The organism is Streptomyces sp. NPDC031265 (genome assembly GCF_055570295.1).
In genome coordinates this window covers 203283-218088 of record NZ_JBVIHM010000004.1, presented here as the reverse complement: position 1 = coordinate 218088, position 14806 = coordinate 203283, and the positions used below count along the sequence as shown (strand labels likewise).

The 14806-nt window shown below is 67.6% G+C and carries 7 protein-coding genes; 2 read left to right on the top strand and 5 right to left on the bottom strand.

Annotated features, from left to right (window positions below):
• Positions 1 to 12 precede the first annotated feature (12 nt).
• Together ACZ499_RS09465 and ACZ499_RS09460 are read left to right on the top strand one after the other, a co-directional pair.
• On the top strand, positions 13 to 657 hold the full coding sequence (locus ACZ499_RS09465) for a DUF1707 SHOCT-like domain-containing protein (protein ID WP_468673582.1): 645 nt from the start codon (positions 13 to 15) through the stop codon (positions 655 to 657).
• A 126-nt stretch (positions 658 to 783) separates the two neighbouring features.
• Positions 784 to 2184: a DUF445 domain-containing protein gene (locus tag ACZ499_RS09460; protein ID WP_468673463.1), complete on the top strand. Its 1401-nt coding sequence runs from the start codon at positions 784 to 786 to the stop codon at positions 2182 to 2184.
• A 336-nt stretch (positions 2185 to 2520) separates the two neighbouring features.
• On the opposite strand, the gene ACZ499_RS09455 is transcribed toward ACZ499_RS09460, so the two are convergent.
• The 5 genes from ACZ499_RS09455 to ACZ499_RS09435 form a co-directional block, all read right to left on the bottom strand.
• Complete coding sequence (locus ACZ499_RS09455) at positions 2521 to 2823, bottom strand: hypothetical protein (RefSeq protein WP_385539958.1); 303 nt, start codon at positions 2821 to 2823, stop codon at positions 2521 to 2523.
• Between the two features lie 111 nt (positions 2824 to 2934).
• Positions 2935 to 4815, bottom strand: a complete 1881-nt coding sequence (drmB, locus tag ACZ499_RS09450) for a DrmB family protein (protein ID WP_468673462.1) — start codon at positions 4813 to 4815, stop codon at positions 2935 to 2937.
• Complete coding sequence (locus ACZ499_RS09445) at positions 4812 to 8066, bottom strand: helicase-related protein (RefSeq protein ID WP_468673581.1); 3255 nt, start codon at positions 8064 to 8066, stop codon at positions 4812 to 4814. The genes drmB and ACZ499_RS09445 overlap by 4 nt, the downstream gene beginning before the upstream one ends.
• A gap of 5 nt (positions 8067 to 8071) precedes the next feature.
• On the bottom strand, positions 8072 to 9970 hold the full coding sequence (locus ACZ499_RS09440; RefSeq protein WP_468673461.1) for a UvrD-helicase domain-containing protein: 1899 nt from the start codon (positions 9968 to 9970) through the stop codon (positions 8072 to 8074).
• Positions 9967 to 14658, bottom strand: coding sequence for a DEAD/DEAH box helicase (locus ACZ499_RS09435; RefSeq protein WP_468673460.1), 4692 nt, complete (start codon positions 14656 to 14658; stop codon positions 9967 to 9969). The genes ACZ499_RS09440 and ACZ499_RS09435 overlap by 4 nt, the downstream gene beginning before the upstream one ends.
• Positions 14659 to 14806 lie beyond the last annotated feature (148 nt).

Sequence of the window (14806 nt, the reverse complement as noted above, 5' to 3'; positions counted from 1 at the left end):
GGTCTTCCCGAGATGCGGGCATCGGACGCGGAACGCGAGCGGGTGGCCGAGGCGCTGCGGGACGCGGTGGCCGAGGGGCGGCTCGACATGGAGGAGTTCGAGGAACGCCTGGAGGCGGCGTACAAGGCGCGCACGCACGGGGAGTTGGCGCCGCTGGTACGGGATCTGCCGGCGCCGGGCGTGCGCGCACCGGCTCCTCCCACGGCCGCTTCTTCGGCTTCCTCGTCTTCTGCGGAGGTCGACTGGCCGTCGAGGATCGGTGGCACGGCGACCTCGCGGGGCGCCTTCGCCTTCTGGGGCGGGTTCGGCCGCAGGGGTACGTGGACGGTCGGCCGGACGTTCACCGCGTTCGCGATGTGGGGCGGCGGCGAGATCGACCTGCGCGAGGCCCGCTTCGAGTCCGCCGAGACGGTGATCCGCTGCTTCACGGTCATGGGCGGTATGGGGGTGACGGTCCCGCCCGAGTTGACGGTGAGGGTCCGCGGCTTCGGCCTGATGGGCGGCTTCGGCGACAGGGCGACGGGCGAGGGCACCCCGGGCTCACCGCGGGTGACGGTGACGGGATTCGCCCTGATGGGCGGCATCGGGGTGGAGCGCAAGCAGCGGAAGGCGGCTAAGCGGAAGGCCGGGGACGCCCCCCGCAAGGAACTGCGCTGAGGGCACGCCGCTGGGCACCCCAGGAGGGTTCACTCTTCCCACGGGAACTCGACGTGCGCCCCGGGAGTCCCTCATGTAGGGACAATTGCGTACGGGGTGGTGTGTGCGCGTGGACGGGCGGAGCGAATGGAACGTACTGATTCGGCCAGGGCGGGGGAGCCGGGCCCTGGCGGTCCGGGCGGCCCTGGCGGTCCGGGCGGCCATGGCGGGCCGGGTGGCCTCGGCGAGTCGGCCGCGGCCGCACCTGGCGCCGGCCTGACGTCCGCGTTCTCGTACACGGCGGCGGACGAGGAGAAGCGCCGGGGCGTGCGCCGTATGAAGGCCACGGCGACGGGCCTGCTGCTCCTGGTGGCGCTGATCTTCGCCCTCGCCACCTGGGCGGACCGCTCCGGCGCGGGCTCCTGGGCGGCGTACGTCGCGGCGGCGGCGGAGGCGGGGATGGTGGGCGCGCTGGCGGACTGGTTCGCGGTGACGGCCCTGTTCCGCCACCCGCTGGGCGTCCCGATCCCGCACACGGCGATCATCCCGAACAAGAAGGACCAGCTGGGGGAGTCACTGGGCTCGTTCGTAGGGGAGAACTTCCTCTCCCCGGAGGTGGTCCGTACGCGACTCGGCGCGCTCGCAATAGGCGCCCGGGTAGGAACGTGGCTGGCGGACCCGTCCCACGCGGACAGGGTGACGTCAGAGCTGGCCACGGCACTGCGCGGAGCGCTGACCGTCCTGCGGGACTCGGACGTCCAGGCGGTGGTGGGCGAGGCGATCACCCGCCGGGCGGACGCGGCGGAGATCGCCCCGGGCATCGGCAAGACCCTGGAGAAGGTGGTCGCGGACGGCGGCCACCGCCGGGTGGTGGACCTGGTGTGCGCGAGGGCGCACGACTGGCTGGTGCTGCATGGGGACTCGGTGATGGACGCGGTCCAGGGCGGCGCCCCCGGCTGGACCCCCCGCTTCGTGGACAAAAAGGTGGGGGAGAGGGTCTACAAGGAACTGCTCCGCTTCGTGACGGAGATGCGGGACATGCCGTCGCACCCCGCGCGCGGGGCGCTGGACCGCTTCCTGGCGGACTTCGCGGCGGACCTCCAGTCGGACACGGAGACGCGGGCGAAGGTGGAGCGCCTGAAGTCGGACGTGCTGTCCCGCCCCGAGGTCCAGGACGTGATCGCCTCGGCGTGGTCCTCCGTCCGCGCGATGATCATCGCGGCGGCGGACGACGAGCGCAGCGAGCTGCGCCTGCGGGCGAGGGCGTCCCTGCTGTCCCTGGGCACCCGCCTGTCGACGGACACCCGCCTCCAGTCGAAGGTGGACGGCTGGGTCCAGGACGCGGCGGCGTACGTGGTCTCCACGTACCGCGCGGAGATCACGTCCCTGATCACGGACACGGTCCGCTCCTGGGACGCGGCCGACACATCGAAGAAGATCGAGGCCCACATCGGCCGCGACCTCCAGTTCATCCGGATCAACGGGACGGTGGTGGGGGCGCTGGCGGGGGTGGTGATCTTCGCGGTGGCGCGGGGGGTTGGGGGGTAGGAGGGCCGTCTCTTGTGGGGCCGGGGTGTGTGGTGCGGGGGCCTGGCGGCGCTGGAAGCGGGGGTTGCCCTCCAGCGGGCGCGTGCGGCCCGGTGGCCGGGAGGCGGTGTGTTGCCCGGGAGCGGGCGGGGTGGCGGGGCGGCGGCTTGAGCGGCCGACGTACGACTCGGCTCCTGGCACGCGGGGCACCCGGCATCCCCTGCTGGGCGCGTGACCGCAGTCCTGTCCCTGCTCTGCGTGGCCACGCACCCAGCGGTCCATCCTGCGGGGAGTCGCAGTGTGCGTTGTTACGTACGTACGAGTCGTTCCCCGCGTTCAAACGGTTCCCGTTCTCGGCTAGGCATTTTTCCTGGTGACGGCCCAGGAGGCCACGGCAACCCCACCCGCCACAGCGAACACGGACGGCCAGGCGCCGACCTTCTTGGCCAGGGGGTGCGACCCGGCGAACGCGGCGACGTAGGCCGTGGTGAGCCCGACGGCCGCCTTGGTCCCGGCCGTCCGCTGCCACTCCCGCGCGGCCACGGCCCCGGCGGCGGCCAGCGCCACCCCACCGAGCGGCCGCTTCTTGGTCCACCGGGCAACCCCGTACCCACCCACGAGCCCACCCGCGGCTATAGCTGCTGCCGGAACCTTGGCCATGCTGTGCCTCCTGCGCCTCTGTGGACTGTCCACTCCGAGGCTAATGCTCGACTGTGTGACGCCTGCACCCGGACCGTCCGCAGGTTCCGTCGAACGCTGTCGCTCCTGGTCTCATACGGATGGGGGCTCGCCTCCGGAAAAGAATCCCGCCGTTGATCCGTCGGGAGTGCCGATGAGGAGTGCCCGGTCCAGGAACGCGTTTTGCTCCACGCAACTGGTTTCGGGCAACAGGACGCAGGAATGGCAGGCCGCCAGATTGAGACTGTCGGCTCCGCTTGCCTCCGACTCCATGCACAACGGGTCCATGGAGCACCATTCGGCTCTACGCAGTGCCGAAGCGAGTGACGTGGCGAGGCGCTCGGGCTCGCCCTGCTGAACGATGCCGCCGAGGCTGCCCGCCGAGTCACTTGTCGCCGTGTAGATCAGGATCCCGGACATGCCATTGTCCGACACGTACAGGCGTTCGCGTAGGGCCGCGGTCGGGTATCCCCCGTCGAGGCTCCACTCGTTGATGAGCACATGCGCCAGGGTGTGCAGCAGCACGTATCGGGCCGTGACATGGGATTCCGGCACAGGTTTCTTGGCGGCCTCGGCACGCTCCCGCAACAGCCGAACATGGTTGTCGTGGATGCGTCGGGCTCGTGAAACAGAGCCGGGACGTTGCTCCCATGCGTGCAGACGCTGCTCGTCCAGGCGGAGAAAGACCCCTTCACCGATGACCTCCATGGCTGGCAACCATGGAATGTCGGAGAGGGACAGCCTGGCATGACGACTGTCGTCGTCGGCTTCCGTCGGGGGGTCGACGCGTGTGAAGGACGCCAAGGCTCGTACTTCGCGTAGGCGCTTGACCAGCATGGTTTGCTCGATGCCCGATCGCCGGACCGGCTTCTCGTCGCCGCGAGGGTGTTCGCAGACGAACTTCTGCTCATCCGGTCCGCCCGTTTCGGGGATCTCGCTGCAGAGGCTTTCGTACTCTTCTCTGCGGAGCCGCGCGTACGCCCCCTCGCGGGGTTGATCGCGGTCTTCGACTGCCGTGCCTTCTCCATGTCGGCGATCGCTCTCCTGCGCAAGGAGATCGAGGGCGGCGTCCAGTTTGTCGTCGGGTACCACCTTTCGGTTGTTCTGCTCTCCCTTGAGGAACTTCAGGAAGTATCGACGTTCCTCGCCGGGGAGCTGCAGTGCCTCGTCGATGTACGGTGCGAGGCGCTGTTGCCAGCCGGAACTCAGCGGAGGGATGGAGATCGCGGATCGTTCGATGGGGTACCAGGCGGCGGAGGAACCACGCTGGAGTGTCCGCGGCTGTCGGTCGCACTTCTCGGTGGGGGCGCCGTTGAGCCAGGGGCGGCGTCCGCGACACGAGACCTTCAGTGTGCGCAGGACGGTGGTTCTGAACGCGCCTTCCAGCGACACCTCGGGAGCGCGGCCGCAGCTGCACGACACCAGAACCGAGCGGAGAGAGGCGGTGCTTCCGCTGGTTCTGATACTCAACTGCCCGCCGCAGAAACCCTCGCCGATGTCCAGATGATCCCTGTGGACCCACTTCCAGTACGGAAAGTCGTCCAAGTGGCCGTTCTCGCAGGCGACTACGAACCGGGACGGGGTCAGGTCCTCGTCGCAGTCCTGGCACACGCTCTTGCCGTTGGGAGAGTTGAATCGGTGCCACGCCTGCAGGACGTGACAACTGGGGCACGAGTACCAGAGGGGAAATCTCTGCATACGGACGCCGTCCTTGGTGTCCTTGTCCGGAGCCGGCGGCAGCCGGAACGATCGCACTCCGAGGAACCAGGCGAGGCGCGGCTCGTAGATCCGCGGTGCATGATCCACATTCCAGGAATCGAGACCGGAGACGATGAAGGACTCGTTCTCGATCGCCACGAGGGAGCCGACACCGTACGTAGTGATCAACTGGGCTCGGCGTACCGAGCCCAGCCGACGGTAGCCGCGTGCGGCGACACCGGCACGGCCGGGGCGTCGACGGGGAGCAGGACTCACTTCGAAGCCTCCAGGAAAAGGGCGGATTCGGCATCGACGTCGCGCAGACTCCACAGGGTCGGCCACCCCTGGGCTTCTTCGTCGTCCGTGAACCCGCTGAGCAGGGCAGACTGCCGCGATCTGCGATGGGCCTCGTAGAGCAGGCCGGGTTGCAGGTCCGCCTCGCCGCACCACCAGTCGAGGAACTCAGCGACGGCGTGGCGGGTTGCCTTCGCCTCGCCCTTGTCGACCTCCTCGACCCGGTGGAGAAGAGCCGCCTCCACGATCGACTGGAGCTCGGGCCGGTGTTCCTTGATCCTTCCGGCCCGGTCGTTCTCCCTCAGACCGGGGATGAGGAGTCGCGCCAGGGCCACGACCACCGCGTGCAGCCCCCGGTCCCTGGCGCCCGCCGAGAAGGGGGTGACACTCGTGGATTCCACTTCCCGATAGAGCGCCGAGTGGAAGTGCAGGAAGCTCTCGTAGTGCGAACGGTCACGGGATCGAGCGGAGTTGAGCATGGCGACGACGAGCCCCGGGTGGCGGCGGCCCACCCGACTGGTGGCCTGGATGTACTCGGCGGTCGTCTGCGGCTGCCCCATGACCGCCATGAGTCCCAGACGGTCGATGTCCACGCCGACCGAGATCATGTTCGTGGCCAGCAGGACATCCAGGGTCTCGGGGTGGGGGAGCGCCCGCTCGACCTGGCGAAGGCGCAGGGGGACGTCACTGGAGTCCGCGCGGCTGGTGAGCTCGGTGAGCTCGCTGACTCGTCGGGCCGCTGCGACGTCCAGGCCGTCCCGTCTCGCGAGGTATTCCAGCCTGTCCTGGACGTCGTCGAGGACTTGGAGTTCGGCTGCGGCCAGCAGCCGCAGACTGTTGAAGTACCCGAGCAACGTCCAGTAGGCGTCCTTCACCGAGTCGTCGGCACCGCTTCGCATGGCGTGGTGCAGCAGTATGGCGTAAGTGCGCACGAGCAGGGTCGCCTGGCTCGTACTGGGGGTCAGGACGCCCACGTACCTGCGGGACGCCTTCTGCTCGCGCGGGGTTTCGACCGCGAACCAGGAGTCGCGGGCATCGAGGCCCGCTGGTGGAAATTGTTGTACCGCTCGATGGAACAGTCTGCCGCCCTGATCAATGGCGCGGCGAATGGTCGCGGTCGAGGCGATGATTTTGGGGTGGTCGGAGAGATGGTCGACCACTGATTCGTACAGACCGGTCAGTGTGCCGAGGGGACCTGAAATCAGATGGAGTTCGTCTTGGACGACGAGTTCAGGGGGTGGGGTCCCGTCATCGGGCTCGCGGTTGAAGAGCGCGGCCGTCTGAGGGCGCCATGGCATGGCAGCGAACTTGTCCACTGTCGCGATCACCAGGGTGGGGCGCTCTGCGTAGACGGTCTCGTCGACGAGATGGACGGGCAGGCCCTCGTGGTAGTCGCATGTGGGTGAGGGGCAGCGGACGGCCATGCGGACCTGGTCCTCGTACACCTCGTAATCGTGGGCGTCGAGCGCCGATCCGCACCAGGGGCAGGCGTGAAGCTGGACGGGATTCATCTCCTGGACGGAACGTCCACCGCGCAGCACCCTCAGGCTCTCGGTCGCCTCTGCCAGAGTGTTGGGCGTCGCGGAGCGACCCACCCACATACCGATTGAGATCGTCTTCGATCCGAAGCTCTGTGGAGCAGCGGCCCGTTCACGTTCCATGGCGCAGATGAGGGCGGCGGCCCGTTGGAATTGCTGCAGGGTCAGCAGACGAAGGGTGTAACGCATCAGCACCGTCACACCGTCGTTCTCCGACTGGCGGTGCAAGCGCCGCAGAAAGACAGTGAAGGCGATGAGCCCGAGGTACGCCTCGGTCTTGCCGCCACCGGTGGGGAACCACAGCAGGTCCGCCACGGACCGATCGTCGCTGTCGGGATCGACGATGCCCTCCAGACAGAGCAGAATGAACGAGATCTGGAAGGGGCGCCATTTGCCGCCGGCGAGTCCTTCGTGGTCCGGCTCTCCCGTTCTTCCCGACTTGATCCACGCCGAACGGGCCCGCTGATGAGCCATGGATCTGTTGGCTGCCCGGAACGCTTCCATGATGCGCGGGCGCTCCGAATCGGCCAGCAGATCAACGCCACGTTCCATGCGCCGGCAGGCAATCCGACACGAGCGCAACTGTTCCTGGGCGGCTGAGACATGGTCCGTGTCGACCAGATGGCGAGCCGCGTCCTCCTGCGTCTCGATCCAGGCCGCGTAGTCGCTGACGAGGGCACGCAATGCCTCGACCACGTAGTCGTTCGACCCTTCGGCGAGGGCGAGCATACGCAGCGCCGAGTCGTCGATCTGCGGGTTGGAGTCGGTGAGCAGCACCTCGTGCGTGGGAACGAACTCGGTGCGCACCGACGAGACAGCGATCGGCCCTGTGGTCGTGGACCCCGGCGCGGGCGGCTGCCAGTCCCAGTGCGCGGAGCAGCCGTGGCCGCTTGCGAATGACGGTGCGTGTCGATGGAGGAGACGCGAGGTCGCCTGCTCCAGGTCGACCGCACCGGATTCGGCCGGCCGTTCCACGAAGGGGGTCGTTCCCTCCGGAGCCACCACTTCCAGTTCCGGCTGGAAGTAGCAGCGGGCGTCCTGCAGGTCGTAGGGGCCGACGGTCAGGGCGTTGACGAGGCTGACTGTGACGGTCACTCTTCCCGGTGTGCCCACGGGTTCGCGTACGCGTGCGTGGAGTTCCAGACCCGGAGCGTTGGCCCAGGACATGCGCAAGGAGCCGGGGCGTGCCACGTCGAGACTGTGACTCTCGAGGTCGAGCGGCCGGCGAACCCAACGTTCCCGCTGCTCCTTGGTGGTACGTGCCTCGCTCCTCTCGACGGCGACCGGTCGACCTTCCTCGTCACGCGGCTCGTAGACGGCGGTGCGCACGTGAACCGTCACTTCGGAGGCGGCATCGAGCTCCACTGCGAAGGTGAGCCCCATGGAGGACGGCTTTCGCCGATTGGCGAGGGAGACGCCGAGCTCGGTCTCTCCCTCCTCCCTGTCTCCTCGGCGCGTCAACGGGGAGGAGTCCTGTCCGTCGAGGGTCGCTTCGTTGTCACTCAGGCCCTCGGCGGGACGCCCTGCGGCCCGCTGCGGGAAGAGCACGCCGACGGGGTACACGGTGACGGGTGCGTCGTCCTCCAACACTTCCTCGCTGCCGCCCAGCGGACCGAGGAGGTCGCGCCGGAGGGCCGCGACGAGGTCTTCCCGCAGGCCGTAGTGTTCCGAGTACCGGTCGACGCTCTCGTTCACTTGGGTCACACCTCTCCCTCTGGCCACTGGAAGCGCCCCAACCCGCTGAGACGGGGGACCAGCCAGACGCCGTGGCGACCGAGGCCGGCTCTGCTGCCGGCGGCGGGGCTTCCGCATACGGTTTCGACCCCGTCGGCTCTGAAGCCCACGATCTCAGCAGGCCAACGCTCGACACGCCAGTTCTTGTTGATTTTCAGCAGTTGGTGCAGATCCTGGCGGAACCTGGCGGACACAACGCCGATCGAGACGCCGTCGTGCAGCACGCTGTAGGGCGGCGTCTCTGCCTCACCCAGTGGCAGTCGATGCTGGAGGCGCAGCGTCAGCTCGTCACCGAGGCGAACGTTATTGGCGAGGTGGTCCTGCAATTCAACAGGGTCACCGTTGTCCGGGAAGGAAACACCTGCGGGCAGCTCGCGCTCGATGTCGAAGGCGCCGGCCTCGATGCCGTTGCGAACGTATGCCTGACGGCCGCCTACGTACCAGCGGTCGATCCGAGGCTCCTTGCGCATGAACCACGTGGTCGGCGGTGCAAGTCGATACAGATCCTCACGAGCCCGGGTCATCGCCACGTAGAGCAGCCGGGCTTCGGACTGCGGGTCGTACTCGCGGCGTAGGGAAGAGCTCGGGCGATCCAGCGGTTCCGGTTCCAAGAGGATCACGCGGTCGAATTCGAGCCCCTTCGCGCGGTGCGTCGTCGACACGACGAGCCGGGCGTCCGGCGCCGCCGTCAACTCGTCGGGCAACCGCCCTTCGGCGATCGCCTGCCGGAGTGCCGCGGTATCGATCACGGCTCGCGGGCCTCTGGCCACACGACGCAGTGCCCTCCACAGCCGGTCGGCGTCGAGGCCGTGGTGCGGAAAGAGGCCCTCGTAGAGCTGTTGGAAGCGGTTCTCCGACAGGTTCGACGTATCAGTCGCACGGAGGAGCGAGGCGATCCAAGCCGGAGCCGGCCTCTCCTGCGCCGAGCGTTGCAGCCGGTGAGGCACGCGACCGTGCTGAAGCAGTTCGGACACCCGCAGTGCCTGCCCGTTGTCCCGGCAGAGAATCGCGCACGTGCCGGGGAACCGGATCAAGGAGTCGCGTACGAAGGAGTCTTCCAAGGAGTCGAGTCGGGGCAAGGTGTCCAAGGCCACGCGCAAATCGCGGTGAATCCGCTCGGCTTCCTTCACCGCCTTCTCGGGGTCGCAGGGGAGGTGCTGGAGAGAGGGGCCGAGTGAGAGAGCGGTGCGGGCTTCGTCCGTACGCGCGCGGAAGTTCTGGCCGAGGTGCAGTTCGACCAGGTCCTCACCGAAGGTGGAGCGCAGCCAGTCGAAGAACCAATTGGTTTCGGCGACCCGCTGTTGGAGGTCGGCCACCTGGAATCCGTAGATGGACTGCGCGGAATCGCCGACGACGGTGAAGCCGCATTCCTGCGAAAACCGGTCGATGAGCACTTCCACCAGCTCCCGACGACTACCGACGAGGTCCTGTACCTCGTCGATCACCACATGAGCCGGAGCGCCGTGCTCCAAGGCCTCGACGGCACCGTGCTCGACAGCATCCACCGCGGCGGTGATGCGGCCTTCGTAGGAGCGTTCGATCCACGTTCCGTTCGGGTCGCCGGCCGACAGCAGGGAGGCGGCCCACGCATCGAAGGTCTGCACTCGAACATGCCGCGCGACCGTCGCATGGCGGTCGATGCGTTCGCGGAGCTCTCGTACCGCGGCCCTGGAGAAGCTGAGGACGAGGATCTCCCTGGCCTCCAGCTCGTCCTGCGACATCAATGCGTCCAGTCGCCGGACCAGGGTGTGAGTCTTGCCCGCGCCGGCTCCTGCCGTGACGAGGGTCCACGCGTTCCACGGCTGGTCGACGACGGCCTGCTGCTCGGCGGTGAGCGGGGGGGAGTCCGAGTAGGCGTCCGTCACACCGGGCTCCAGAGGTATTCGAAGCCCTTGAAAGCGAGGTGCTCCCCGAAGTTGTTGACGGTATCCGCCACGTTGAGGATCAGGCACTTCTCCTTCCCCCCGTTCTTCGGGCCGCGCAGCCCACGACCGATCATCTGCTGGTAGACGTTGGCGCTGTAGACCGGCCTGGCCACCACCACGGTGCGGGTGGCCGGCGCGTCGAACCCCTGGGTGAGAACCCCGTAGTTCGTCAGCACGCGGATGTCGCCCTGGCGAAACGCTTCGATGCGGTTCCTGCGCTCCTGTGTCGGGGTGGCGGAGTCGATCGAGGCCGCCCTCAATCCCTTGCTGTTCAGCTTGGCGGCCATGACCTTTGCGTGCGCCACGGAAGTCGCGAACAGAAGAACCGGCCCCTGGGGTTCCACCTCCGAGATGACCTCGACGAGCCGGCCGTTGCGGTCCTGGTCGTCGGCCAGACGGCGCTCCGCCGACTTCGGGAGCACCTTCATGAGCTGTGCCTTCTCCTGTTCAAGGGCGTTCAGCTGGATGGTGCCGCCATCGAGGACACGGTGCTCGACCTGCGCGAGCATTCCCAGTTTCTGCAACTCCTCGTAAGGGTCGCCCTGGAAGACTCCCTCGTCCAGACGGGGCCGGCCCGGGGTGCTGAAGCGTTGGACGAGGAGTCGGGTCTCCTCCGAGCTCGACCGGAACGGCGTGGCGGTCAACCCCAACAGGTGTCGAGTGGTTTGGCGATGAGTCAGATCCAAGCAGGACAACAGCTCGGTGTATTCCTTGCTCTGGGCGACATGGGCCTCATCCACGATCACCAGCGCCGCCCGGCGGAGCCAAGCGTATTCCGGGGAATTCAAACAGACGCGGAGTTTCGCATCGGTGGCCACGACCAAATGGGGGCGCCCGGTCACGCCGGTGGCTTCGTTCGAGGACCAGAGTCGGTCCACCACCAGCGGCGAGCCGGCGCCGACCTTCGACCAGACGAACATCCAGCTCTGCACCGCCTGTTCGCACAGCTCCTCGGTCTGCGCGATCCACAGCACCGGGGCGTCGTCCGCGCCGCCCTGACGAATCCAGCGGATGACGGCTTCGGCTGCGACGCGCGTCTTTCCCGCACCCGTCGGGAGCGAGAGCATCCGCCGCTGAGGAGTGGACGACTGCAACATCTCGAACAGGTTCGCCGCGAGCTTCTCCTGATATGGGTGCAGGGCGGGGAACTCGCTGGGCCCGTTCACGACCTCTCTCGGGCGGGGAACGGGGGCACGCGCCCCGGCGAACTCCTCCGGGAACCCCAGGCCGGTGACGAAGCGCACAGCCGAGGTCGACCCGCCGAAGGTGGAGGGTGCGTGATCCGGGAAGTTGGCGGCAAGGTCCTTGGCGTGCAGCCGCAGCACCTCGTCGCCGTGTGCGAAGTAGGCGAGTTCGGCCACCCGGAGTCCACTGGGCTCGGCGCCGCTCTCCTGCCGCTCGCTTTCCAGGAGCCCTTCGGGCAGGACGCCGCGCAGTGCTTCCTCGCCGATCAGGAGCAGCAACTTCTCGCTGATGCTTTCCGTGTCGCGGATGGCAGCCAGGCGCGCCTGCGTCTCGCGATCCTCCAGGCGCCTTCGGTGGGTCTCGACGATGTACCGACAGCGGTCGGTGCCCAGACGCCAGCCGAACTCCTTGTCGGCGGCCACGAGGGCGTCGACCGGACTCTGCGGCTCCAGGAGCAGGACCGTGTATTGGTCCGCCAGGGCGCTCTGAAGCGGGTCGGCGCGTGTGCCGTTGGGCGTACGAGTGATCTGTTCCAGCTCGGAGCAGACGACCATCTTGAACGAGTCCGCGCCTCGGCCCTGGATGTCGCGCAACGGCGGGAACTCGTCGACGAGGGACTTGGGTTCCCCCGTCGGTACGTGGCGCAGCTCCTTGGAGATCACCTCCGAGACGCGAAGCATTCCCCATTCTTCGACCATGCGCTCGACGTCTCGTCGGCCCGGCACGAGCAGCGCCGGCACTCGCTCACGGACGAGCGTGTCGTACTCCGTCCTGTCCGAGGTCACGGCGATCTCGCCGTCGGGACGGCTCTCCCAGGAGTTGCCCACTCGGCAGCGGGTCCCCTCGTCCTCGGGGAAGGCCGCCTCGACGAGCATCATCAACGCGTACACGGAGCCGACGAAGGTGTCGTTCGTGCTCTCGGCGACCCGGGCGAAGAGTCCGTCCCAGACCCGCTGCGGCACTTTGTCCAGAGTGGTCGGCATACGCAGCTTCGTTGCCTTGATCGGCGAGATGTTCTCCGCGACGGGCAGCATGTCCCGATAGGCGGAGAGCTGTGGGCCCAGGGCTTCGCGGAGAGGGAGCAGCCCCTCTCGCGTTGCGACCAGGCCGTGCCGGCGCACAAGCCAGCGAAGCGGGGAGATCACCGATGTGCTGTGGGAGGCGTTGCTGCCGATGTGGAGCTTCCAGCTCTCGACCACGCCCTCGTCGGGCAGGGCCGCGACGAAAGCGGCCCGCCCTTCGTCGCTGAGACGCGGAAGGAGGTGGAGGGGCCCCGCGGGCACGCTGCCTTCCAGCCGCATCCGGGACTTGAGCGGACGGCTCGCGGTGTCCGGGAGCATTCTGCAGTACTGGTCGTACATCAGATCGCGGTACTCCTCGAACCACTCCCCGGCGGGGGCGTGGAGCCCCACGGAGGGGCGGTCTCGCAGACCCAACTCGGCGAGGACGGCCCGGTCGTCCGTGTGGAATTGCATGTCCACGGCGACGGCCTGGTCCCGGGAACCGTCCTCCGGGACCACGGCGCCGGGCAGCAGACAGTCGTCCATGGGGCGGAAATGCCCGCTCATCGTCCGCACATGGAGGGTCGACCTCGGGTCCGTCACCACCGAACGCAGCTCGATGAGGGCATCCCTCCCGGCGCTGCGCATGAGCTCCCAGAAGCTGGTCCAGGACTCTGCCGTGTAGTTGTGGAAGCCCTGGGAGAGAACGGACTTGAAGCGGCCGGCTGCGTCTGCCTCGTGGATACCGAGAACGGTGAGCAGGTCGTCCACCCCGGGAAACGCCGTGACCTCCGGGGAAACGTAAACCTGGCTGTGGGGCAGGTCGTCCTCGACGGAACGGCGGAAGACCTTGACGTTCGTGGGTTCGACCGCAACGAAGCCGTCCCGCTCGGTGAGGACGATCCGTGCCGCGCGTATGTCTTGTGCGACGGCGTCCCACTCCGGGCCGGCGGCCCGGTCCGTCGCTCTCTGAAGGATGCGGGCCGCGATCCGGACGGCCGTGGCCGAGGCGTGCGCCGTCCGGTCGCCGACGAGAGCCTCGAGCCAGTCCTTGACGGTCTCCCGCTCCTTCTTGGCGGCGTCGAGGACGTGTTTCACCTTGCCGTGCCGGTCGCGCGTCGCATAGACGGACGGATGGATCCAGTCGGATGGACGGCCCGGGTAGTCGCTCCACAGTTTCAGGCATGTCAGCTGAAGTGAAGCGTCCTTGTCGAAGCCGGGAAGAACGGGGTGGAAGCGCAGGTCGGCGGGGCGGCGCAGGGCGCCGTCCTGGTCGGGAAGCGAAGGGTGGAGGGTGGTCTCCCGCCAGAACGTCTCGACGAGGATTTTGTCGTGAGGATTCGGCGACTCGTTCGTGCGGCCGGGCAGCAGCGTGAGGTAGGCGCCGGGATCGGCTGGTTCCACCAGCTCTTGGAGCGTCTCGGCGATGAACGACGCGGCCGCTTTCAACATCTCGATGTTGTACGGGCTGTCCTCGTACAGGGCGCCGCGGTCCTCGCTGGTCTTCCACGGCGCGTTGAGGTATCCACTCAGGGTTGTGCGCTGTGAGGTCGGAAAGTACGCCCAGAACTGTCCGCGTTCGTTCGGAACAGTGAGCAACCCCTTGTCGTCCGGGACGTACTCCGGAACGGCCCAAGAGATATCGACCTCGGGTCGTCCCTGCAGTTCGCCCGCGTGCTGATGGGCTTCGGCGCTCGGAGTGTGGACAGTGGTGAACACCCTCCACTCGCTCTTCCGCTGTGGCGTGCTGGGCTGCTTCACGGTCAGGAGGTGGCGCACGCCGTCGTGCTCGGCCCGGATGCTGAGAGTTCGCTTGGGAAGCCCCCTTTCATCCCTGAACACCACGTTTTCGACGTGCGGAGAGAAAAGGGGAAAATGCGGAGTGAAACTGCCGATCTCTCGGCCCAGACGTTCAGCCGCACCCGGGAGCAGAGGCAGGCGTACGACTGTGGTGGCGCCGTCGTTGAACAACCCGTCGAGAAGTTCGTCCTGCTCGCGCTCGATCTCCTCGTCCAGCGGACGACCGAGGCGCAACACGGGCGTCTCCGGCACACCCTTCTGCACGTCTTCGATGAGGGTCCTGGACCACTTCCGGTCGAACCCGAAGCTTCCGTTCGTGCTGAAGAACTGTGGAGCGTCGGTGACGGACAGGACCGACTTCACTCCCACACCGAAGCGCCCGACCTGACCGCCACGCTTCCGGGACACCCCCATGCGAAGAATGGTCTCGGCGCCGACGGGGCTCACCGGCTCACCGGTGTTCGCGCAGTACAGATGGGTGTCGGTCAGCACGACACTGATTCGCCCGTTGCGGGAATCGCGCATCTCGTCGAGACCGTTCTGGACGAGCTCTCTCAGGGAGTGCTCGTGATATCCGCCCTGGCTGATGCGACGCTCGCTGTTGGCATCCTCCTCCACGCGCCGTCGCGAGGTTCGATACACATCGAGCGTTTCGTTCGTCAGCTCTTTGACAACGTCGATCACGGAGCGGGAATCGCGTGATGAAGAATTCAAGACGGCCCATTTCCTCTGGCGGGGCAGCACGGTGGGAGGCAGGAGGTCGTTCGGGTGTCCGCCGGCGGGCCGGCGG